Origin of the sequence: Paraburkholderia tropica, assembly GCF_900109265.1 — a bacterium.
Taxonomy (GTDB): domain Bacteria; phylum Pseudomonadota; class Gammaproteobacteria; order Burkholderiales; family Burkholderiaceae; genus Paraburkholderia; species Paraburkholderia tropica.
Map to the genome: position 1 here is coordinate 356,655 of NZ_FNZM01000002.1, position 21,583 is coordinate 378,237.

At 66.4% G+C, this 21,583-nt stretch carries 18 protein-coding genes and 1 pseudogene; 9 read left to right on the forward strand and 10 right to left on the reverse strand.

Annotated elements, in window-relative coordinates:
• The first annotated feature begins 282 nt into the window (after positions 1-282).
• The 3 genes from hrcA to BMY06_RS03945 all read left to right on the forward strand — a co-directional run bounded on the left by hrcA (position 283) and on the right by BMY06_RS03945 (position 3,040).
• A complete protein-coding gene (gene hrcA, locus BMY06_RS03935; RefSeq protein WP_065057158.1) occupies positions 283-1,302 on the forward strand; it encodes a heat-inducible transcriptional repressor HrcA in 1,020 nt (339 codons plus the stop codon).
• 207 nt (positions 1,303-1,509) lie between these two features.
• Positions 1,510-2,589, forward strand: a complete 1,080-nt coding sequence (hemH, locus tag BMY06_RS03940) for a ferrochelatase (protein WP_074981586.1) — start codon at positions 1,510-1,512, stop codon at positions 2,587-2,589.
• A 43-nt stretch (positions 2,590-2,632) separates the two neighbouring features.
• On the forward strand, positions 2,633-3,040 hold the full coding sequence (locus BMY06_RS03945) for an RNA-binding S4 domain-containing protein (RefSeq protein WP_065057160.1): 408 nt from the start codon (positions 2,633-2,635) through the stop codon (positions 3,038-3,040).
• On the opposite strand, the gene BMY06_RS39480 is transcribed toward BMY06_RS03945, so the two are convergent.
• On the reverse strand, positions 3,012-3,173 hold the full coding sequence (locus tag BMY06_RS39480; protein WP_167371393.1) for a hypothetical protein: 162 nt from the start codon (positions 3,171-3,173) through the stop codon (positions 3,012-3,014). The two genes, BMY06_RS03945 and BMY06_RS39480, sit on opposite strands and share 29 nt — an antisense overlap.
• Before the next feature lie 371 nt (positions 3,174-3,544).
• On the opposite strand from BMY06_RS39480, the gene grpE reads away from it, so the two are divergent.
• From grpE to BMY06_RS03970, 5 genes are all read left to right on the forward strand, one after another.
• On the forward strand, positions 3,545-4,105 hold the full coding sequence (gene grpE / locus BMY06_RS03950; RefSeq protein WP_065057162.1) for a nucleotide exchange factor GrpE: 561 nt from the start codon (positions 3,545-3,547) through the stop codon (positions 4,103-4,105).
• Between the two features lie 364 nt (positions 4,106-4,469).
• Positions 4,470-6,416 carry a molecular chaperone DnaK gene (dnaK, locus tag BMY06_RS03955; RefSeq protein ID WP_065057163.1) on the forward strand — a complete coding sequence of 649 codons (1,947 nt, stop codon included), beginning with the start codon at positions 4,470-4,472 and terminating at the stop codon, positions 6,414-6,416.
• A gap of 277 nt (positions 6,417-6,693) precedes the next feature.
• Positions 6,694-7,824, forward strand: a complete 1,131-nt coding sequence (gene dnaJ / locus BMY06_RS03960) for a molecular chaperone DnaJ (protein WP_065057164.1) — start codon at positions 6,694-6,696, stop codon at positions 7,822-7,824.
• 54 nt (positions 7,825-7,878) lie between these two features.
• Positions 7,879-9,792: an aminodeoxychorismate synthase component I gene (gene pabB / locus BMY06_RS03965; protein ID WP_074981588.1), complete on the forward strand. Its 1,914-nt coding sequence runs from the start codon at positions 7,879-7,881 to the stop codon at positions 9,790-9,792.
• 87 nt (positions 9,793-9,879) lie between these two features.
• Entirely contained in the window at positions 9,880-10,830 is a 951-nt protein-coding gene (locus BMY06_RS03970; RefSeq protein WP_074981590.1) for a cation diffusion facilitator family transporter, read from the forward strand.
• A gap of 75 nt (positions 10,831-10,905) precedes the next feature.
• Here the strand turns inward: BMY06_RS03970 and panB are convergent, their stop codons facing one another.
• From panB to BMY06_RS04005, 7 genes and pseudogenes are all read right to left on the reverse strand, one after another.
• Complete coding sequence (panB, locus tag BMY06_RS03975) at positions 10,906-11,721, reverse strand: 3-methyl-2-oxobutanoate hydroxymethyltransferase (RefSeq protein WP_074981592.1); 816 nt, start codon at positions 11,719-11,721, stop codon at positions 10,906-10,908.
• Positions 11,722-11,767: 46 nt separating this feature from the next.
• Entirely contained in the window at positions 11,768-12,448 is a 681-nt protein-coding gene (locus tag BMY06_RS03980; RefSeq protein WP_065057168.1) for a deoxynucleoside kinase, read from the reverse strand.
• Positions 12,445-13,035, reverse strand: a complete 591-nt coding sequence (folK, locus tag BMY06_RS03985; protein WP_074981595.1) for a 2-amino-4-hydroxy-6-hydroxymethyldihydropteridine diphosphokinase — start codon at positions 13,033-13,035, stop codon at positions 12,445-12,447. The genes BMY06_RS03980 and folK overlap by 4 nt, the downstream gene beginning before the upstream one ends.
• Positions 13,036-13,104: 69 nt before the next feature.
• Positions 13,105-14,715, reverse strand: coding sequence for a polynucleotide adenylyltransferase PcnB (gene pcnB / locus BMY06_RS03990; RefSeq protein ID WP_074981597.1), 1,611 nt, complete (start codon positions 14,713-14,715; stop codon positions 13,105-13,107).
• Positions 14,712-15,398, reverse strand: coding sequence for a histidinol-phosphatase (locus tag BMY06_RS03995; protein WP_065057171.1), 687 nt, complete (start codon positions 15,396-15,398; stop codon positions 14,712-14,714). The genes pcnB and BMY06_RS03995 overlap by 4 nt, the downstream gene beginning before the upstream one ends.
• A 716-nt stretch (positions 15,399-16,114) precedes the next feature.
• Positions 16,115-16,837, reverse strand: a pseudogene (hda, locus tag BMY06_RS04000) (DnaA regulatory inactivator Hda); the annotation flags it as partial.
• A 16-nt stretch (positions 16,838-16,853) separates the two neighbouring features.
• Positions 16,854-17,933: an AI-2E family transporter gene (locus tag BMY06_RS04005; RefSeq protein ID WP_065057172.1), complete on the reverse strand. Its 1,080-nt coding sequence runs from the start codon at positions 17,931-17,933 to the stop codon at positions 16,854-16,856.
• A 236-nt stretch (positions 17,934-18,169) separates the two neighbouring features.
• On the opposite strand from BMY06_RS04005, the gene purM reads away from it, so the two are divergent.
• Positions 18,170-19,231: a phosphoribosylformylglycinamidine cyclo-ligase gene (purM, locus tag BMY06_RS04010; protein ID WP_074981599.1), complete on the forward strand. Its 1,062-nt coding sequence runs from the start codon at positions 18,170-18,172 to the stop codon at positions 19,229-19,231.
• Positions 19,232-19,347: 116 nt separating this feature from the next.
• Here purM and kynA read toward each other — a convergent pair whose 3' ends face one another.
• Together kynA and kynU are read right to left on the reverse strand one after the other, a co-directional pair.
• Complete coding sequence (gene kynA / locus BMY06_RS04015; protein WP_074981601.1) at positions 19,348-20,313, reverse strand: tryptophan 2,3-dioxygenase; 966 nt, start codon at positions 20,311-20,313, stop codon at positions 19,348-19,350.
• A 10-nt stretch (positions 20,314-20,323) separates the two neighbouring features.
• Positions 20,324-21,574, reverse strand: a complete 1,251-nt coding sequence (gene kynU, locus BMY06_RS04020; protein ID WP_074981603.1) for a kynureninase — start codon at positions 21,572-21,574, stop codon at positions 20,324-20,326.
• Between the last annotated feature and the right edge of the window lie 9 nt (positions 21,575-21,583).

Below are 21,583 nucleotides of genomic sequence, written 5' to 3' on the forward strand. Positions count from 1 at the left end.
CACCATAGTCAGGTCCCGAAAAGGAACCTGTGAGCCAATACGGGCGGGGCGGCGGCCGAAAAAACGCCGCCTCGCGGGCGATGCGCCCGCGGGTGCTTTTCCCGCGCAACGCGGCGCCTTTCTCCCAAAAGCCGGTGACGCGCCGATGACAGCGACCCATTTCGGGGGCTACGCCGCGTAGCGGGTTCCGCCAGCCGGCGGCCCGCTGCCGGCTCGGCCCGCCGCCCGCGCGCCCGCGTGCGTACTCGCCCCGAACCCGGCATTAGGCTAAAATTTTCAGTCATGTTAGATCCCCGCGCACAAACCCTCCTCAAGACGCTGATCGAGCGCTACATCGCCGAAGGTCAGCCGGTTGGCTCGCGCACGCTGTCGCGATTCTCCGGGCTGGAGCTGAGCCCGGCGACCATCCGCAACGTGATGTCGGACCTGGAGGAGCTGGGGCTCGTGTCCAGTCCGCACACCTCGGCGGGGCGCGTGCCCACGCCGCGCGGCTACCGCCTGTTCGTCGACACCATGCTCACCGTCGAGCCGTCCGGCGACGAGGACGCGCTCACGCGCGCGGTGAAAACCACGCTGCGCCCCGGCGAGCCGCAGAAGGTGGTGGCGGCCGCGGCCAGCGTGCTCTCGAATCTCTCGCAGTTCGCCGGCGTGGTGCTCACGCCGCGCCGCAGCCACGTGTTCAAGCAGATCGAGTTCATGCGCCTGTCGGACAAGCGCATCCTGCTGATTATCGTGACGCCCGAAGGCGACGTGCAGAACCGCATCATGGCGACGCAGCGCGACTTCGCGCCTTCCGAGCTGATCGAAGCCTCCAATTACATCAACGCGCATTTCGCGGGCCTCTCGTTCGACGAGGTGCGCCGCCGCCTGCGCGAGGAAATCGACGCGCTGCGCGGCGACATGACCACGCTCATGCACGCCGCCGTGACCGCGAGCACCGAGGAGTCGGACACCGGCGAGACCGTGCTGATCTCGGGCGAGCGCAACCTGCTCGAAGTGGCCGACCTGTCCTCGGACATGGCGCGCCTGCGCAAGCTGTTCGACGTGTTCGACCAGAAGACCAGCCTGCTGCAACTGCTGGACGTCTCCAGCCACGCGCAGGGCGTGCAGATCTTCATTGGCGGCGAGTCGCAACTCGTGCCGATCGAGGAAATGAGCGTGGTGACCGCGCCGTACGAAGTGAACGGCAAGATCGTGGGCACGCTGGGCGTGATTGGCCCGACGCGCATGGCCTACAACCGCGTGATTCCGATCGTGGACATCACCGCGCGGCTGCTCTCGCTCACGCTCAGCCAGAACTGAGCGGCTTGCCGGCCATGATCGGCGAAAGCGGCGCGCCGCGCCATTAGCCGAATGGCTAACGTTGCGGCGCGAACTGCGCTGCGTTGCCTGACGTACGCCGCCGCACACGCGCGGCCCGCCCGCCGCCTGGCTGACCCGAAGCCGCCCGCTATAATGATCCCTTGTGCAACCGTTGCTGCGCTGCTCGCGCGGCGTCCCTGATCGCCTATGCGTTTCGACCTCGAGCGGCCCCTGCAATCCGCTGTCGCGCATCGTGTTGCGGTGCTGCTGATCAATCTCGGCACGCCCGACGCGCCCACGCCGCGCGCCGTGCGCCGCTATCTCGCGCAGTTTCTCTCCGACCCGCGCGTGGTCGAGATTCCCGCGCCCATCTGGCAGGTCATTCTGCGCGCGCTGATTTTGCCGCTGCGCGGGCGCTCGTCGGCGAAAAAGTACGCCGCCGTGTGGACGCCCGAGGGCTCGCCGCTGCGCGTGCACACGCAAAAGCAGACCGACGCGCTGCGCCATCTGCTGCAAATCAACGACTACACGGTGCTGGTCGATTACGCGATGCGCTACGGCACGCCCGACATCCCGGCGATGCTCAATCAGCTCAAGCTCGCGGGCGCCGAACGCATCCTGCTCGTGCCAATGTATCCGCAGTATTCGGCCTCGACCACGGCCACGGCCTTCGACGCCGCGTTTGCTGCACTGCGGCGCATGCGCAATCAGCCCGAGATCCGCACGCTGCGCGGCTATCACGACCATCCGGCCTACATCGCCGCGCTGGCCGCGCAGGTGCATCAGTACTGGAGCGCGCACGGCAAACCCGATTTCGCGGCCGGGGATCGTCTCGTACTGAGCTTTCATGGCGTGCCGAGCCGCACGCTCGATCTCGGCGACCCGTACCACGAGCAGTGTCAGCAGACTGCGTCGCTGCTCATGCACGCGCTGGAACTTACGTCGGTCGAATGCCGCGTCACGTTCCAGTCGCGCTTCGGGCGCGCGCAGTGGCTGCAGCCGTACACGGCGCCCACGCTCAAGGAGCTGGGGCAGGCGGGCGTGCGGCGTGCGGACGTATTCTGTCCGGGTTTCACGGCCGATTGCCTGGAAACCATCGAGGAAATCGGCATGGAAGTCCGCGACGAATTCCTGCACGGCGGCGGCAAGGAGTTCCACCGTATTCCGTGCCTGAACGACTCGCGCGCGTGGATCGCGGCGCTCGGCGAGATCGTGGCGCAAAACCTGCAAGGCTGGCCTGTGCAGGCGGCGAGCGCCGGCGTGCATGCTGCGGGCGCGGTGGCGTGAAGCTGCTGCGCCGCGCGCGTTTCGCTTAATCAGGACGCAACGTATGAACTACAAAATTTCGACGGAGCCGGGCGCGCGACTGCGCATCGACAAGTGGCTCTGGTCCGCGCGCTTTTTCAAGACGCGCTCGCTGGCTACCGATGCGGTCGGCAAAGGCCGCGTGCGCATTGGCGGCGAAGCGGTGAAGGCGTCGAAGGAAGTGCGCGTGGGCGATCGCGTGGAATTCGAAATCGATCACGTGGTCTGGGAAGTGGATGTGCTGGGAATCTGCGAGGTGCGCGGCCCGGCCAGCGTGGCGCAGACGCTTTACGCGGAAACCGAAGCCGGGCGCGCCCGGCGCGCGGCCGAGCAGGAACGGCGCCGGCTCTTTCGCGAACCGGCGGCCGTATTGCAGGGCAGACCGACCAAGCGGGACCGCCGCACTATCGACAAACTTTCGCGTGAGGATTGAAGAGGGCTTCCATCGTGGCGTGGACGCCGCCGTATTCGGTGGTGTTCTCGTTCACGACGCCGGACATGCAGATGGTGGTGGTTCCGGCGATGAGTACCAGAGCGACCACCGATATGGCAAAGGTCAGTTTCACGGTACTCCCCAAGGGATCGCGCCAAAACGGCCAGGTAAACCCGGTTTCGGGTTCAATCGGTGCGGTGCCGCGCTCAGGGTATACGTGTGATTGAGCAGCACCTGTTCCTGAGTGTAGGTCAGGTGGGCGGCGCACTCAATTTCAATTTTTCCGCACTGCGGTAATGATTGTAACGGGCAGTTTCGGCGGTTTGACCGTTGTATAAAAAACCGCTGGAAAGCCCTTGAAACAAGCGATCCGGCACCCATGTGCTGTCGCAATGTACGAAGCATCTGTCGCGCCGGCACAACGGCTGCCGGGGCGGCGGAACAGACGGTCCGCACGGGCCGGTGCTTCGTGTCCCTTTTTACTATTCAACGACGTTCAGCGACATGGAAAACACGCAAGAGAACCCGACGAGCCAGAACCCCACGCCCGCGGACGACGCGTCCCAGGCCGCCGCACAGCCGCAGGCCGACGCCGGCCAGGTGGAGCAAGGCGGCGCGGACGCCGCGCTTGCCGAGGCGCAAGCGAAGGTGGCCGAGCTGCAGGACGCCTTCATCCGCGCCAAGGCCGAGACGGAAAACGTCCGCCGCCGCGCGCAGGAAGACGTCGCCAAGGCTCACAAGTTCGCCATCGAAAACTTCGCCGAGCACCTGCTGCCGGTGGTCGACAGCCTCGAAGCCGCGCTCGCGCACGGCTCGGACGACCTCGCGAAGGTCAACGAAGGCGTCGAGCTCACGCTCAAGCAGCTGAGCGGCGCGCTGGAAAAGGGCAAGGTCCTCGCGATCAACCCGGTCGGCGAGAAGTTCGATCCGCACCGCCATCAGGCTATCTCGATGGTGCCGTCGGAGCAGGAAGCCAACACCGTCGTCAGCGTGCTGCAAAAGGGCTATGTGATCGCCGACCGCGTGCTGCGTCCGGCGCTCGTCACGGTGTCGCAGCCGAAGTAAGCGGTGTAAAGGCGCGCACCGCCGGGCGTCGGCAGTCAGACTGAAGACGCGGCGTCGCGCTCCCGTCATCCGCTGTAGCGCAGTCGTGCTTTCCGGCGGCCTTGCGGTCGTTTCGTAAGGCTTTAGAAAGCGAAGGTGGCGCTTTTTCCAAAACATCGCGAAAATGCGTCGCCGATTGAAAAAAATTAACGGACGCATAGCCCAAACCCCTTGAAAAGCGCCAACGCGGCACTTATTTGGGCAGCAGTTCCGAATTGAAGTGGACGCCAGCCGCGATCACGCGGATTGCAACCTTGTTGAAACCGCGTCGAAAACCGCGCAAAGCGGCGTCCGCGCAGCGATCAAAATTGGAGATTTGACAAAAATGGGCAAAATTATTGGTATTGACCTCGGCACCACGAACTCGTGCGTGGCGCTGATGGAAGGCAATCAGGTCAAGGTGATCGAGAACTCCGAAGGCGCCCGTACGACGCCGTCGATCATCGCCTACATGGACGACAACGAAGTCCTGGTCGGCGCGCCGGCCAAGCGCCAGTCGGTCACGAACCCGCGCAACACGCTTTACGCGGTCAAGCGCCTGATCGGCCGCCGCTTCGACGAGAAGGAAGTGCAGAAGGACATCAACCTGATGCCCTACAAGATCGTCAAGCACGACAACGGCGACGCCTGGGTCGAAGCGCATGGTCAGAACCTCGCGCCGTCGCAGGTTTCCGCAGAAGTGCTGCGCAAGATGAAGAAGACCGCTGAAGACTACCTCGGCGAGCCGGTCACCGAAGCCGTGATCACGGTTCCCGCGTACTTCAACGACAGCCAGCGTCAAGCCACCAAGGACGCGGGCCGCATCGCCGGTCTGGAAGTCAAGCGCATCATCAACGAACCGACCGCAGCCGCGCTCGCGTTCGGTCTGGACAAGGCCGAAAAGGGCGACCGCAAGATCGCCGTGTTCGACCTCGGCGGCGGCACGTTCGACATCTCGATCATCGAAATCGCGGACGTCGACGGCGAAATGCAGTTCGAAGTGCTCTCGACCAACGGCGACACGTTCCTCGGCGGCGAAGACTTCGACCAGCGCATCATCGATTACATCATCGGCGAGTTCAAGAAGGAGCAGGGCGTCGACCTCTCGAAGGACGTGCTCGCGCTGCAACGCCTGAAGGAAGCCGCTGAAAAGGCCAAGATCGAACTCTCGTCGGGCCAGCAGACCGAAATCAACCTGCCGTACATCACGGCGGACGCATCGGGTCCGAAGCACTTGAACCTGAAGATCACGCGCGCCAAGCTGGAAGCGCTGGTCGAAGACCTGATCGAGCGCACCATCGAGCCGTGCCGCGTCGCGATCAAGGACGCAGGCGTGAAGGTCGGCGACATCGACGACGTGATTCTCGTCGGCGGCCAGACGCGTATGCCGAAGGTGCAGGAAAAGGTGAAGGAGTTCTTCGGCAAGGATCCGCGCCGTGACGTGAACCCGGACGAAGCCGTTGCAGTCGGCGCCGCGATTCAAGGTCAGGTTCTGTCGGGCGACCGCAAGGACGTGCTGCTCCTCGACGTGACCCCGCTGTCGCTCGGTATCGAGACGCTCGGCGGCGTGATGACGAAGATGATCAACAAGAACACCACGATCCCGACCAAGCACTCGCAGGTCTACTCGACGGCGGACGACAGCCAGTCGGCCGTGACGATCAAGGTGTTCCAGGGCGAACGCGAAATGGCGGCGGGCAACAAGCTGCTGGGCGAGTTCAACCTCGAAGGCATTCCGCCCGCACCGCGCGGCGTGCCGCAGATCGAAGTGAGCTTCGACATCGACGCGAACGGCATTCTGCACGTCGGCGCGAAGGACAAGGCGACCGGCAAGGAAAACCGCATCACCATCAAGGCGAACTCGGGCCTGTCGGAAGCCGAAATCGAAAAGATGGTGAAGGACGCCGAAGCGAACGCGGAAGAAGATCACCGTCTGCGTGAGCTGGCCGACGCGCGCAACCAGGGCGATGCGCTGGTTCACAGCACGAAGAAGGCCGTGGCCGAGTACGGCGACAAGATCGACGCTTCCGAAAAGGAAAAGATCGAAGCTTCGCTGAAGGAACTCGAAGACACGCTGAAGGATTCGTCGGCTGACAAGGCGACGATCGAGGCGAAGGTCGAGGCGCTGTCGGCGGCATCGCAGAAGCTCGGCGAAAAGATGTACGCCGACATGCAGGCGCAGCAGGCCGGCGCCGCAGCGGGCGCGGGTGCCGAAGCCGGCGCCGAGCAGGCCGCGAAGAACGATGCCGACGACGTGGTCGACGCCGAGTTCAAGGAAGTCAAGAAGGACTAAGCCGGTGCGAACGGGCCGCCGCCCACGGGTGGCGGCTCGAACGAATGGACCGGAGCACGGCCGCATCGGTTACGATGCGCGTCAGCATTGCAGCGCCTGGCGAGCCTTCCGGCTCTCCGGGCACATTTGTTTTATGGAGGCCGTTCTGTAACAGGGGCCGCAAGGGCGCGAAAAGTGCCCGCGCGGGGCGTGAAAGGAACGGCGAACGGGTCACGAGATCCAGCATTCAAGAGGAGCCGGCGTGCGCTGCAAAGCGTCAGGCCGGCGTTGAACCGATATGGCGAAACGGGATTACTACGAGGTTCTGGGCGTCGCGAAGAACGCGAGCGACGACGAAATCAAGAAGGCGTATCGCAAGCTGGCGATGAAGTATCACCCCGACCGCAATCCGGACAACAAGGATGCGGAAGAGCATTTCAAGGAGGTCAAAGAGGCCTACGAAATGCTGTCGGACTCGCAAAAGCGCGCGGCATACGACCAGTACGGCCATGCGGGCGTCGATCCCAACATGGGCGGCGCGGGCGCGCAGGGCTTCGGCGGTTTCGCCGACGCCTTCGGCGACATTTTCGGCGACATCTTCGGCCAGGCGGCCGGTGCGCGCGGCGGCCGCAGCGGCCCGCAGGTGTACCGCGGCGCTGACCTGCGCTACAGCATGGAAATCACGCTGGAGCAGGCGGCGCACGGCTACGAGACGCAAATCCGCGTGCCGGGCTGGAGCGGCTGCGAGGTCTGCCACGGCTCGGGCGCGAAGCCCGGCACCAAGCCGGAAACCTGCCCGACCTGCCACGGCTCCGGCCAGGTGCGCATGTCGCAGGGCTTCTTTAGCATCCAGCAGACCTGTCCGAAGTGCCACGGCACGGGTTCCTACATCCCCGAACCGTGCACGGCCTGTCACGGCGCGGGCAAGGTGAAGGAAACCAAGACGCTCGAAGTGAAGATTCCGGCGGGTATCGACGACGGCATGCGCATCCGCTCGGCCGGCAACGGCGAGCCGGGCATCAACGGCGGTCCGTCGGGCGACCTGTATGTGGAAATCCACATCAAGCAGCACGCGGTCTTCGAGCGTGACGGCGACGACCTCCATTGCCAGATGCCGATTCCGTTCACCACGGCGGCGCTCGGCGGCGAGATCGAAGTGCCCACGCTGGCGGGCCGCGCGACCTTCACGGTTCCGGAAGGCACGCAGTCGGGCAAGACGTTCCGTCTGCGCGGCAAGGGCATCAAGGGTTTGCGTTCGAGCATCGCGGGCGATCTGTACGTGCACGTGCAGGTCGAAACGCCGGTCAAGCTCACCGACAACCAGCGCGATCTGCTCCAGCAGTTCGAGAAGTCGCTCGTGGAAGGCGGTTCGCGCCACAGCCCGCAGAGCAAGAGCTGGTTCGACCGCGTGAAGAGCTTCTTCGACTGATGCGCGTTCCCACGCGCGTCGGGTTGCATCGATGCAGTAGCAGGTAGCAAGTCCATGGCAGTCAATCCTGGCGGCGCGGTGTTCGCGCTGCTCGACGACGGCGACTCGACGGCCACGCGCCGCTCGAGCCGCCTCTACACGGGGTTCGTGCGCGAAGTCGCGTGCGAACGCGCGGCGGATCTCGACGCGGCCTGCGCCCAGGTGCAGGCCGAACAGCGCGCGGGGCGCCACGCGCTCGTGATCGGCGATTACGAATTCGGGCGCGCGCTTGAATTCGCGAAGCACGATGCGGCGTCATCGGCGCCATCGTCAACGGCCTCCGCCAGTCAGCCAACGCAGCACGGCCACGCCGCGCTGCGTTTTTTATTGTTCGCGCACTGCGAAATGCTTTCGCGCGAGGAAGCCGACGCGTGGCTCGCCGCGCGCGAAGGCCGTGAATCGCCCGCGCCCGCGGGCATCGCGGCGGTGACGATGGGTGTCGATCGCGAGCGTTTCGAGCACGACATCCACGCCGTGCAGGACGCCCTGCGCATCGGCGACTCGTATCAGATCAACTACACGTACCGGCTCGATTTCGAGACGTTCGGCACGCCCGTCGCGCTGTACCGGCGTCTGCGCGAGCGTCAGCGCGTGCGTTATGGCGCGCTGATCGCATTGCCGGGCGACCGCTGGGTGCTGTCGTGCTCGCCGGAACTGTTCGTCGAGAAGCACGGCGAGACGTTGCGCGCGAAACCGATGAAGGGCACCGCCGCGCGCGACCCCGATGCGGCGCGCGATACCGCCGCCGCGCAATTCCTCGCGAACGATCCCAAGAATCGCGCTGAAAACGTGATGATCGTCGATCTCCTGCGCAACGATCTGTCGCGCGTGGCGCAGACGGGCTCGGTGCGCGTGCCGGCGCTGTTCAGCGTCGAGCCGTATGCGTCGGTCTGGCAGATGACGTCGACGGTTGAAGCCATCGTGCGCCAAGGCACCACGTTCGCCGACGCGATGCGCGCGCTGTTCCCGTGCGGTTCGATCACGGGCGCGCCCAAGCATCGCACGATGGAGTTGATCGAGGCGCTGGAGCACGGGCCGCGCGGGCTGTACACGGGCACGATCGGCTGGCTCGACGCCGCGCCGGACGGCGAGGCCTGCGGCGACTTTTGCCTCTCGGTCGTGATCCGCACGCTGACGCTCGACGCCGCACAATCCGGCGACGCGGTCATGCGCCGCGGCCAGATGGGCGTGGGCGCGGGCATCGTGCTCGACAGCGTGGCCGCCGACGAATACGAGGAGTGCCGTTTGAAAGCACGTTTTCTGACTCAGGCCGATCCCGGCATCGAACTGTTCGAGACGATGTACGCGACGCGCGCGCAAGGCGTGCGTCACCTCGACCGTCATCTCGCGCGGCTCGCGGCGAGTGCGGCGTGGCTCGATTTTCCGTGCGACGTCGAGGCGTTGCGGGCGCGTTTGAGCGAGACCTGCGCGAGCTTTGTCGACGAGGATGCGCCGCATCGCGTGCGCGTGGCGCTCGCCAAGCACGGCGAGTTCGTGCTCACGAGCGCGCCGCTCGCGCCGCTGGCGTCGGAAACCGTGGGCGTGTTACTGGCTTCGGATCACGGCTATGCGCCGGTTGCATCCGCCGATGCGCTGCTGCTGCGCAAATCCACGCGCCGTGTCGACTTCGACCACGCGTGGCGCGAAGCGGAGACGCAGGGCGGCTTCGACATGCTGTTCTTCAACGAACGCGGCGAGCTGACCGAAGGCGGGCGCTCGAACGTGTTCGTGAAACTCGGCGGCCAGTGGTTCACGCCGCCGCTCGCGTCGGGGCTGCTGCCGGGCGTGATGCGCGGCGTGCTGCTCGACGACGAGGCGTTCGGCGCGCAGGAGCGCGTGCTCACGCGCGACGACGTGCTCGACGCCGAAGCGCTGCTGCTGACCAACGCGCTGCGCGGCGCGCTGCCCGCGCGCTTGATGCTGATCTGAACGACCGGACAGGCGCGCGACAGATTTCGCGCGCCTCGGTTAGCCTGCTAGCTGCCTGGCCCCGGCAGGGCCGCGGAGAGCGGCGGCATGGCACGACCTTCCTTCTTGAACATGCGGGACGAGAGCGCCGTGCTGCGCCTCTCGATCGCCACCACGCTGCTGATCGCCACGGGCGGCGTGCTGTTCGGCCTCTTTTCCGGCTCTTTCTCGATCATTTTCGACGGCGTCTACTCGCTCGTCGACGCCAGCATGAGCGCGCTCGCGCTCGCCGTCGTCCGCCTGATCACCTCGCATGCCGTCGACGTCGATTTGCCGCGCAAATGGCGCGAGCGTTTCACGATGGGTTTCTGGCATCTCGAACCGATGGTGCTCGCGCTGAACGGCACGCTGCTCGTCGCGGTCACCGTCTATGCGCTGATCAACGCGATCACGAGCCTGCTGGGCGGCGGCCACGCGCTGCACTTCGGCCCGGCGCTGGTCTACGCGGTGCTGACGGTGAGCGTCTGCGCGGCGATGGCCCTGCTCGAAGTGCGCGCCAACCGGCGCATCCGCTCGGACTTCCTGCGGCTCGACATCAAGTCGTGGATCATGTCGGCGGGCATCACGGCGGCGCTGTTGATCGCGTTCGGCGCGGGCTACGCGATCGAAGGCACGGCGTGGGCAAGCTACACGCCGTATATCGACCCTGCGGCGCTGGCCTTCGTCTGCGTGGTCATCATGCCGATTCCGCTCGCGGAGATCCGCCAGGCGCTGCTCGACATGCTGCTGGTGGCGCCCGCCGACCTCAAGGCGCAGGTCGATGCGATCGCCGTGAAATTCGTCGAGCGTTACGCGTTCCAGTATCACCGCGCCTACGTGGCGAAAGTGGGGCGGTCGCGCGAAATCGAGCTGTATTTCGTGGTGCCGCCCGAGATGCCGGCGAAGCGGCTCGCCGAATGGGACGCGATCCGCGACGAGATCGGCCGGGCCATCGGCGGCGACGAAGCGCACCGCTGGCTCACGATCATGTTCACGTGCGACCCGGAATGGGCGGAATGAGAGGGGAGGGAACGGGCGCGGGCGTGTGCGGCCCGCGCGTGCATCGGCTGAATCAGAACGCGTCAGCAGAACGCGTCAGAACACGTGTTCGGGACCGGGGAAGCTGCCTTCCTTGACGGCCTGCACATAGGCGCGCACGGCCGATTCGATGTCGGGCTGACCCGTCATGAAGTCCTTCACGAAACGCGGACGCTTGCCGGGGAAAATGCCCAGCATGTCGTGCAGCACCAGCACCTGTCCCGAGCACTCGACGCCCGCACCGATGCCGATGGTCGGAATGCGCAGCTGCTTCGTGACTTCCGTGCCGAGCGCCGCCGGCACCGCTTCGATCACCACGAGTTGCGCACCGGCGTCCTGCAGCGCGAGCGCGTCGCGGATCAGTTGCGTCGCGCCCGCATCGCTCTTGCCCTGCACCTTGAAGCCGCCGAACGCATGCACCGACTGCGGCGTAAGACCGATGTGCGCGCACACGGGCACCGCGCGCTCGACCAGCATCTTCACGGTGGGCGCGAGCCATTCGCCGCCCTCGATCTTCACCATCTGCGCGCCCGCGCGCATCAGCTTGACCGAGTTCGCGAAGGCGTCTTCGGGCGTGCCGAAGGTACCGAACGGCAGATCGGCGACGATCAGCGCCTTGGGCTGCGCGCGCGCCACCGACGCCGTGTGATAGGCGATGTCGTCGATGGTGACGGGCAGCGTGGTCGTGTGGCCCTGGAGCACGTTGCCGAGCGAGTCGCCGATCAGCACGGAATCGACGCCCGCACGGTCGCACAGCGCCGAAAAGCTCGCGTCGTAGCAGGTCAGCATGGCGATGCGCTCGCCCGCGTCGCGCATTGCCTGGAGTTTGGGCACGGTGACCGCGCTGCGGCTCGTTTCCTGCAGGTAAGTCATGGGGAATCCGTTTGGAAAAGAGAGAAACCGGAGAGGAGCGCGCCGCTTAGAGCGACGTGCCCTTGACGAAGGATTCCTTGCGGCCGCGCATGGTTTCGATACGTTCGGCGATCAGCGCAAGGTCCGCATCGGAATCGAGCGGGTGCAGATTTTCCACGCCGACGGTCAGCACCGGCGCATGGTCGTAATGATAGAAAAATTCGTTGTAGCTGTCGCAGAGGCTACGCAGAAAGGCATCGGAAATGTGCTGCTCCGCAGCCACCGCGCGCTTCTGGATGCGCGCGTAGAGCGCTTCCGGGCTCGCCTGCAGATAGACGACGAGGTCGGGCGCGCTCGTCTGCGCGGGCAGCCGTTCGGCCAGCGCGCGATAGAGCGGCAGTTCGTCTTCCGGGAGCGTGAGGCGCGCGAACACGTCGTTGCGCTCGGCGAGGAAATTGGTCACGAGCGGCACACCGGCGGCGCGGCGCGCGGCCACTTCGTGCGAGAGGCGCTCGCGCTGCAGGGCCACCGAGAGCTGCGCGGCCAGCGCGTGCCGCGAGGCGTCGCGCCAGAAGCGTTCGAGAAAGGGATTGTCGGCGTGCGACTCGAACAGGGTCTGCATCGACCAGCGTTCGGCCAGACGCGTGGCGAGCGCGGTCTTGCCCGCGCCGATCGGCCCTTCGATCGCGATGTACTGATACGCCGGACGGGCCGCGCGTGCGGTGACGACGGGTAGCGGCGTGCTCATCCGCAACGGCCCGTGGGCGTGCCCGGCGTCGCGACCGTCGTGCTGGCGGAGGCGCTGTTCGACGATGCGTCGGCCGGCGCCTGCGACGCCATGCCCAGACACTGGCACAGCGGCTTCATCTTCTCGATGCGCTGGTCGGCCACGCCGGGCAGGAAGTCGCTCACGCGGCCCTTGCCGGGAATCTCCAGTTCGGGATCGACCTCGGCGAGCGGCGCGAGCACGAACGCGCGCACCGTCATGCGCGGATGCGGCACCATGAGATCGGGTTCGTCGATGATCTCGCCGCCGTACAGCAGGATGTCGATGTCGAGCGTGCGCGGCGCGTTGCGAAAGGGGCGTTCGCGGCCGAAATGATGCTCGACGCGGTGACACAGGCCGAGCAGCTCGCGCACGGCGAGCCGCGTGTCGAGCTTCACGACGCAGTTGAAATAGTCGTCGCCGCCCGCGTCGATCGGCGCGGTGCGGTACAGACTCGATTTCGCGAGCACGGTGATGGAGTGCTGTTGCGCGAGGCACACCACCGTGTCTTTGAGGGTCTGGCGCGCATCCCCCAGATTCGCGCCGATTCCCAGCCAGGCAACCGTCATGGCTTCACTTCCGACTATCGTTGCGGTTGACGATGGACCTTACCGCACTTTGCCGCGCCTTGCATGGCGTCAGTCCTCGTGCGGGTTGCCGTCGTCGCCGAACGAGCCATCCGCGTCGGCGCTTTCGGCGCCCACCGCGGCTTCGCCCGTTTTGCGTTTCGCTCCGCCGCGACGGCGGCGCTTGCGCGGCGAACGCTCTTTCGTGCCGCCCTGCGTGAGCAGGGTTTCGCGCGCGGTCGGGTCGCCGCTGATGAAATCGGTCCACCATTGGCCGATTTCGGCGTCGAGCTCGCCCGATTCGCAGCGCAGCAGCAGGAAATCATAGCCCGCGCGGAAACGCGGATGCTCCAGCAGCTTGATGGCGCTGCGGCCGCGCTTTTCGAGGCGCAGTTGCAGGCCCCAGATTTCGCGCATATCCGACGAGAAGCGGCGATGGATCGCCAGTTTCTCCGTTTGCGCGTCGATCACGTCGTCCATCGCGCGGTGCAGCGCCGGCACCGGGAATTCGCCCTCGGCCGTGTATTGCTGCAGACGCTGCTGCACGTCGTGCCAGAGCAGCGTGGCGAACAGGAAGCCCGGCGAAACCGGCTTGCCCGCACGCACGCGCGCGTCGGTGCTGGACAGCGCGAGCGAGATGAAGCGCTCGCCCTGCGGCTGTTCGAGGACCACGTCGAGCAGCGGCAGCAGGCCGTGATGCAGGCCTTCCTTGCGCAGCCACTTGAGGCATTCGAGCGCGTGACCCGAGAGCAGCAGCTTGAGCATCTCGTCGAACAGACGCGCCGCGGGCACGTTGTTGATGAGGTCGGCGAGATCCTGAATCGGACCGCGCGTGTTTTCTTCGATGTCGAAACCGAGCTTGGCCGCGAAACGCACCACGCGCAGCATGCGCACCGGATCTTCGCGATAACGCGTGGCCGGGTCGCCGATCATGCGCAGCAGGCGCGCGCGCATGTCGGCCATGCCGTTGTGGTAATCCAGCACGGTTTGCGTGGCCGGATCGTAGTACATCGCGTTGATCGTGAAGTCGCGGCGCGTGGCGTCCTCGTGCTGCTCGCCCCAGACGTTGTCGCGCAGCACGCGGCCGCTCGCGTCGACGTGGTGCGTCTTGCGGTCGAGTTCGTCGCGGCGCATGCGCTTGGCCGGCGGAGCCGATTCGGCGGGCGGCGGCGGTGCATCGACGAGCGCGCGGAAAGTCGAGACTTCGATGATTTCCTGGCCGAACTGCACGTGCACGATCTGGAAGCGGCGGCCGATGATGCGCGCGCGGCGGAACAGCTTCTGCACCTGGTCGGGCGTGGCGTCCGTGGCCACGTCGAAGTCCTTGGGCGCGACGCCGAGCAGCAGGTCGCGCACCGCGCCGCCGACGATGAACGCGCGAAAACCCGCTTGCTGCAGGCCTTCGGTCACGCGCACGGCGTTGCGGGAGATCAGCGACGGGTTGATGCCGTGCACGTCGGCCGAGAGGATCACGGGCGAGATCGGCTCGCTCGCGCCCATGGCGGCGCGCGGCTTGGTGAGCGTGGCGCGCGTGCCGGACTTTGCAGCGGGCTTGCGGCGCGTGCGGGGCGCGGCTTCGTCGTCGGATGCGGAGTGGGAGGCTGCGGCTTGCGCGCCTGCGTCGTCGTGCGCGGCGGCGCTGTCGTCCTGGCCGAACAGCTTGCGGATGAATTTCTTGATCACGATGCCTGGAACAAATCGAGGATGCGCCAGCCCTTTTGTTGCGCGTGGGCGCGCAGGGTGTCGTCGGGGTTGGTCGCGATCGGGTCGGTGACCTTTTCGAGCAGCGGAATGTCGTTGTGCGAGTCGCTATAGAAGTAGCTGTGCTCGAAGTCCGACCACGTTTTGCCGAGCGAGGCGAGCCACGCTTCGACGCGCACGATCTTGCCTTCACGGTAGCTCGGCGTGCCCGTCGGGCGGCCCGTGAAGCCCGAGGCCGGATGGCCGTCGACGGTTTCGACCTCGCAGCCGATCAGCTTGTCCACCGCGAACGCCTCGGCGATGGGCGCCGTGATGAACTCGTTGGTGGCCGTGACCACGCAGCACACATCGCCCGCTTCCTTGTGCTCGCGCACCAGTTCCAGCGCGGCCGGCAGGATGGCCGGACGGATGACTTCGTGCATGAACTGGTCGTGCCACGTCTTGAGCTGCGCGCGCGAATACTTCGCGAGCGGCGTGAGCATGGCGACGAGGTAAGCGTGGATGTCGAGCTTGCCGGCCTTGTAGTCGGCGTAGAAGCGGTCGTTCTGCTCGGCGAAGCTGGTGGCGTCCACGATGCCGAGCTTCACCATGAAGCGGCCCCATTCGTGGTCGCTGTCGGTGGGGATCAGCGTGTGATCGAGATCGAAAAGTGCGAGATTAGCCATGGGCGCTCATTTTACTTGAAGCGGGTGAAGCCGTTGCCCGCGCCCGCGTCGGGCGGCGAGCCGGGGCGCTCGGGGGCGTTCGGGGTCTGCTGGGATGCGCCGGGTTCGGACTGCGCGGTATTCGGGCCGGAGCGTGCCGGGTCGTGCTCGTCCGGCGAGACGGCGGGTTCGGTTTGGGCCGCGGCGGCAGCAGGATCGGCGGGCGCGGCGGGATGGGCCGGATTGGCCGGGGCGTTCGGATCGGCGGCGGGCGGATCGAGGTCGCCGTTCAGTTCGCCGCTCATTTCGTCGCTGACGTCGGCTTCCACTTCGCCCTTCAGCTCGGTGCCCAGCTCGCGGTGCACCACCGCGCGGAACGGCGCGCCCAGCTCGCCTTCGACGTTGTCGGTCGGCGGCTGGAACGGCGGCGCGCCCAGCGGCGTGCGCGGTTGCAGCGCGGGCGGCTTGGGCGCTTCGTAACCGGCTTCCTGCGCCGATTCGCCGGCTGGCTCGTTCGGGAACAGTTCGAGTTCGACGCCGCGCGGGGCGGCGAAGTCGGGGGCGGTGGGCGCGGTGGGTTCGTTCGGGGCTTGAGGCGCGTCGTGATCGACGGATTCTGGGGATTCGGCCGATGCGGTCGATTCAGCGGATTCAGCCGCGTCGTCGTCCGTCTCGCTGCCGAACAGCGCATCAGTCTCGCCGAAGCCTTCGTCGCCGCTTTCCAGCGCTGTTTCGTCGCCACTCGCCGCGTCTTCGCCGTCACCCTTCGCCAGCATCGTGCGCAGCAGCGGCAGCGTCACCGCACGCTTCTGTTCGAGCGAGAAACGGTCGAGCTGATTGAGCAGCTTCATCAGGCTCGGCATGTCGCGGCGGAAATGCGTGAGCAGATAGGCGGGCACGTCGTCGGCGAGATTGATGCCGCGTTCGCGCGCCGCGTGCTTGAGCACGGCCGCCTTGCCCGCGTCCGAGAGCGGCGCGAGGTGGAACACGAGGCCCCAGCCGAGGCGCGTGCGCAGATCCTCGCGCACTGCGAGGCCCATCGGCGCGGCGTTGCCGGTGGCGACCAGCGCCGTGCCCGGATGCGAGCGCACCTCGTTGAAGAGGTTGAACAGCGCGATCTGCTGCGCGCCCGAGAGCGAGTCGCAGTCGTCGACGGCGTAGATCGGCACGCGCGCGTCGAAGGTGAAGGCGGCGAGGCCGCTTTTCGGTCCGAGATAGCGCACGCGTCCGGGCGGCGTCTCGCAGGCGAGCGCGTGCAGCAGATGCGAGCGGCCGTTGCCCGGTTCGCCCCAGATGTAGAACGTGCGGTCGGCCTGCGGGTCGGCGGCGTGCGCGCCCGCGGCGAGCGCGGCGTCCAGACCGCGCAGGCGTGCGACCAGCTCCGCGTTGGCGCCGGTGTGGAAGTTGTCGAAGGTCGATGGCGGCGGGGTGCCGAGATCGAGCGTTAACTGTCGCTGCACGGTTGTCTGGCGGAAGTCAGTTCTTGTAGAGCGCGCTCGCGAGATAGCTGCGCCGCAGTTCGCGCAGCGCGATCGAGAGGATCGCGCTCGCGGGCAAGGCGAGCAGCACGCCGAAGAAGCCGAAAAGTTGCCCGAACGCGAGCAACGCGAAGATCACCGCGAGCGGATGCAGGCCGATGCGCTCGCCGACGAGGCGCGGCGTGAGGAAAAAGCCCTCGAGCACCTGGCCCACGCCGTAGATCAGCGCCACCGCGCCGAAGCCGTACCAGTTGCCGAACTGGAGCAGCGCGGCGATCAGCGCGAGCACGAGGCCGGTCGCGTAGCCGAGATACGGAATCAGCACCGCGAGGCCCGTGAACACGCCCACCGGCAGCGCGACTTCGAAGCCCGCGATCGACAGCGTGATCGCGTAGAACGCGGCCAGCACGGCCATCACCAGCAACTGGCCGCGCAGATATTGCGCGAGCATGCGGTCCATTTCGCCCGCCAGCTCCATCGTGCGCCCAAACCAGCGGCGCGGGATGAAGGTCTGCACGCGCACCAGCATCGCGTTCCAGTCGTAGAGCAGATAAAACAGCACGAGCGGCACGAGCACGGCGTTCGAGACGACTTCGATCGCCACGTTGCTGCTGGTGCGGATCGACGTCCACGCGTAGAGCGCGATGGTCTGCGCGCTGCCTTCGACGCGGCTCGTGATCAGGTCGCGCAGGCTCTGGAAGTCGAGCATCGAATCGCTGACGCCGAGAAACGCGAGCTTGGGCGTGAGCCAGTCGTGCAGATGCGTGATCATCGCCGGCACCTGCTGTTTCAGTTGCGGCCCTTCTTTCTGGATCACCGCGAGCAGCAGCACGACCAGCATCGTCACGAGCAGCGCGAACAGCAGCATCATGGCGAGCGCGGCGAGGCCGCGCGGCACGCGGCGGCGCACGAGCCACGCCACGCCCGGCTGCAGGATGTAGGCGAGCAGGCCGCCGAGCAGGAAGGGCGTGAGGACCGGGCGCAGCAGCCACAGCACGATGCCGAAGGCGAGCGCGAGCGCGGCCCAGATGAAGGCCTGGCGCTGATACGGCGTGAAAATCGGTGTGTTCGGCGACAAATCGTGGTTTCCGGTTCTGGAGCGCGGTTTGGCGGACGGGCGCGATCGTGCGGCATGCGCGCGCCCAGGCGTGCTCGATGCGTGTCCGGGCGCGGCTCAGCGGGGCTGACAGCACGCGGCCGGCGCATTCCTGGCGGCGTCTCGCCGCCCGTCTCCAAAATACTCGCCCCAGCCGCGGCGGCGGGGCACCTGCAATCGGTTAAAATCGCATTTTACCGACCTTCTGGCACTTCCCCATGAATCAACCGAAATCCGGCCCCGCTAATCAGGCGCAAGGCCTCTCCTACGCCGACGCCGGCGTCGACATGGTCGCGGGCGACGCGCTCGTCGACCGCATCAAGCCGTTTGCGAAGAAGACCCTGCGCGAAGGCGTGATGGGCGGCATCGGCGGATTCGGCGCGCTCTTCGAAGTGCCGAAGCGTTACAAGGAACCGGTGCTCGTTTCGGGCACCGACGGCGTGGGCACCAAGCTGCGCCTCGCGTTTCATCTGAACAAACACGATACGGTCGGCCAGGATCTCGTCGCGATGAGCGTGAACGACATTCTCGTGCAGGGCGCCGAGCCGCTGTTCTTCCTCGACTACTTCGCCTGCGGCAAGCTGGACGTCGACACGGCGGCCACGGTCGTGAAGGGCATCGCGCAGGGCTGCGAGCTGTCGGGTTGCGCGCTGATCGGCGGCGAAACGGCCGAAATGCCGGGCATGTACCCGGACGGCGAATACGACCTCGCGGGCTTCGCGGTCGGCGCCGTGGAAAAGAGCAAGATCATCGACGGCAGCACGATCGTCCCCGGCGACGTGGTGCTGGGCCTCGCGTCGAGCGGCATCCACTCGAACGGCTTCTCGCTCGTGCGCAAGATCATCGAGCGCGCGAATCCCGACCTGAACGCCGACTTCGACGGCCGCTCGCTGGGCGACGCGCTGATGGCGCCCACGCGCATCTACGTGAAGCCGCTGCTCAAGCTGATGGAAACCGTCGACGTGAAGGGCATGGCGCACATCACCGGCGGCGGTCTGGTCGAAAACATTCCGCGCGTGCTGCGCGAAGGCCTCACGGCTGAACTGGATCACGCGGCATGGCCGCTGCCGCCGCTGTTCTTGTGGCTGCAGAAGGAAGGCGGTGTCGCCGACGCGGAAATGCACCGCGTGTTCAACTGCGGCATCGGCATGGCCGTGATCGTGGCGGCGGATCAGGCCGATGCGGCCGCGTCGCTGCTGGCGGCGGCGGGCGAGCAGGTCTGGAAGATCGGCGTCGTGCGCGAAAGCAAGGAAGGCGAAGCGCAGACCGTGGTGGTCTGAGCGGGTCCAGCCGGCTAAGAACGCAGTCTGAAACCATCGCGCCGGTTCGGCGAGGCTTCCCGAAAGAAGCCCGCCGAACCGGCGCGATGTCGTTTACGGCGCGCGAGCGTCGCGCGTCACAGCACCGTGCGCACGTGCCACAGCTCCGGAAACAGCACGACATCGAGCATCTTGCGCAGATACGGCGCGCCATTGGTGCCGCCCGTGCCCTGCTTGAAGCCGATGATGCGCTCGACCGTGGTCACGTGGCGGAAACGCCACTGGCGGAACGCGTCTTCGAGATCGACGAGTTCCTCGGCCATTTCGTACAGATCCCAGTGCTTCGACGGATTGCGGTAGATCTCCAGCCACGCGGCCTCGACGCTGCTGTCGTGCTCCGTCGCCTGCGTCCAGTCGCGCGCGAGCCGCTCGGGCGCGATCGCGAACCCGCGCCGCGCGAGCAGGCGGATCACTTCGTCGTAGAACGAGGGCGCCTCGAGCGTCGCCTTCACCTGCGCGTGGATCTCGGGTCGATGCTCGTGCGGCTTGAGCATCTGCGCGTTCTTGTTGCCGAGCAGAAACTCGATCATGCGGTACTGATACGACTGGAAGCCCGACGAAGCGCCCAGATACGGCCGCATCGACGTGTACTCCGAAGGCGTCATGGTCGACAACACGTTCCACGCCTGCACCAGTTGTTCGAGAATGCGCGAGACGCGCGCGAGCTGCTTGAACGCGGGCGGCAACGCGTCGCGATGCACGTTCGCGAGCGCGGCTTGCAGTTCGTAGAGCGCGAGCTTCATCCACAACTCGCTCGTCTGATGCTGGACGATGAACAGCATCTCATTGTGATCCGGCGAGAGCGGATGCTGCGCGTTGAGCACCTTGTCGAGGCCGAGGTAATCGCCGTAGCTCATCGACTTCGAGAAGTCGAGTTGCGCGTCGTGCCAGCCGTCGCCCTGTTCGGCGGCCGGTGCTGCCTCCGTGTGAGCCGGTGCCGCTGCCGTCGCCGCGCCATGCCCAAACGGACAACCGCCGCGCGGCGCGTCGTTCGACGCATTCGTCTCTTCGGGCACGCCGGGAATCTGCATGTGGTCGTTCATCGTGCGTTCCTCAGGTCACCGCGCCGCGCGCGGCGAATTCCGGCTTGCGCCATTGTTCCGTGGCGAGCACGTCGCGCAGCGTTTCGACGGCGTCCCAGACATCGGCGTAACCGATGTAGAGCGGCGTGAAGCCGAAGCGCAGCACGCGCGGCTCGCGATAGTCGCCGATCACGCCGCGCGCGATCAGCGCCTGCATCACTTCATAGCCGTGCGGGTGTTCGAAGCTCACGTGCGAGCCGCGGCGCGCATGCTCGCGCGGCGTGACGAGCGTGAGGTCGAGACCGGCGCAGCGCGTCTCCACCAGTTCGATGAAGAGATCGGTCAGCGCGAGCGATTTTTCGCGGATCGCCGGCATGCCCGTTTGCAGGAACACGTCGAGGCCGCATTCGACCAGCGCCATCGAAATGATCGGCTGCGTGCCGCACAGATAGCGGCCGATGCCGTCGTCGGGACGATATTGCGGATTCATTTCGAACGGCGACTTGTGCCCCCACCAGCCCGACAGCGGTTGCGAGAAGGTGTTCTGATTGCGCCTGGGCACCCACACGAAACCGGGCGAGCCGGGGCCGCCGTTCAGATACTTGTACGTGCAACCGACCGCGTAATCGGCGTTCACGCCATTCAGATCGACCGGCACCGCGCCCGCGGAATGCGCGAGATCCCAGAGCGCGAGCGCGCCTTGCGCGTGGATGTGCTCCGTGAGCGCGCGCATGTCGTGCATTTCGCCGGTGCGATAGTTCACGTGCGTGATCATGGCGACGGCGACGTCCTCGCGGATCGCCGCGGGCAATTCGCTCGGGTCGTCGACGAGACGCAGTTCGTAGCCGCGATCGAGCTGCTCGATCAGGCCTTGCGCGATGTACAGATCGCTCGGGAAATTCGAGCGTTCCGAGACAATCACGCGACGCTTCGGATCGCGCGCGTTCTGCACGCGCAGCGCGGCGGAGAGCGCCTTGAAGAGATTGATCGAGATGGTGTCGGTGACCACGACTTCGTCTTCGGCCGCGCCGATCAGCGGCGCGAGCTTGTTGCCGAGGTGGCGCGGCAGCGCGAACCAGCCCGCTGTGTTCCAGCTGCGGATCAGGCCTTCGCCCCATTCGCCGCCGATCACGGCCTGGGCGCGCGCGGCGCTCGCTTTCGGCGGCACGCCGAGCGAGTTGCCGTCGAGATAAATGGTATCGGGCGCGAGCGCGAACTGGTCGCGCCGCGCGGCGAGCGGGTCGGCGCGGTCGAGCGCGAGGGCTGCGTGTCGGTCGTTCATGGTCGATGC

Coding starts and splice junctions, on each gene's coding strand:
- hrcA (WP_065057158.1), top strand. CDS start 283: ATGTTAGATCCCCGCGCACAAACCCTCCTCAAGACGCTGATCGAGCGC.
- hemH (WP_074981586.1), top strand. CDS start 1,510: ATGCGTTTCGACCTCGAGCGGCCCCTGCAATCCGCTGTCGCGCATCGT.
- BMY06_RS03945 (WP_065057160.1), top strand. CDS start 2,633: ATGAACTACAAAATTTCGACGGAGCCGGGCGCGCGACTGCGCATCGAC.
- grpE (WP_065057162.1), top strand. CDS start 3,545: ATGGAAAACACGCAAGAGAACCCGACGAGCCAGAACCCCACGCCCGCG.
- dnaK (WP_065057163.1), top strand. CDS start 4,470: ATGGGCAAAATTATTGGTATTGACCTCGGCACCACGAACTCGTGCGTG.
- dnaJ (WP_065057164.1), top strand. CDS start 6,694: ATGGCGAAACGGGATTACTACGAGGTTCTGGGCGTCGCGAAGAACGCG.
- pabB (WP_074981588.1), top strand. CDS start 7,879: ATGGCAGTCAATCCTGGCGGCGCGGTGTTCGCGCTGCTCGACGACGGC.
- BMY06_RS03970 (WP_074981590.1), top strand. CDS start 9,880: ATGGCACGACCTTCCTTCTTGAACATGCGGGACGAGAGCGCCGTGCTG.
- panB (WP_074981592.1), bottom strand. CDS start 11,721: ATGACTTACCTGCAGGAAACGAGCCGCAGCGCGGTCACCGTGCCCAAA.
- BMY06_RS03980 (WP_065057168.1), bottom strand. CDS start 12,448: ATGAGCACGCCGCTACCCGTCGTCACCGCACGCGCGGCCCGTCCGGCG.
- folK (WP_074981595.1), bottom strand. CDS start 13,035: ATGACGGTTGCCTGGCTGGGAATCGGCGCGAATCTGGGGGATGCGCGC.
- BMY06_RS03995 (WP_065057171.1), bottom strand. CDS start 15,398: ATGGCTAATCTCGCACTTTTCGATCTCGATCACACGCTGATCCCCACC.
- purM (WP_074981599.1), top strand. CDS start 18,170: ATGAATCAACCGAAATCCGGCCCCGCTAATCAGGCGCAAGGCCTCTCC.
- kynA (WP_074981601.1), bottom strand. CDS start 20,313: ATGAACGACCACATGCAGATTCCCGGCGTGCCCGAAGAGACGAATGCG.
- kynU (WP_074981603.1), bottom strand. CDS start 21,574: ATGAACGACCGACACGCAGCCCTCGCGCTCGACCGCGCCGACCCGCTC.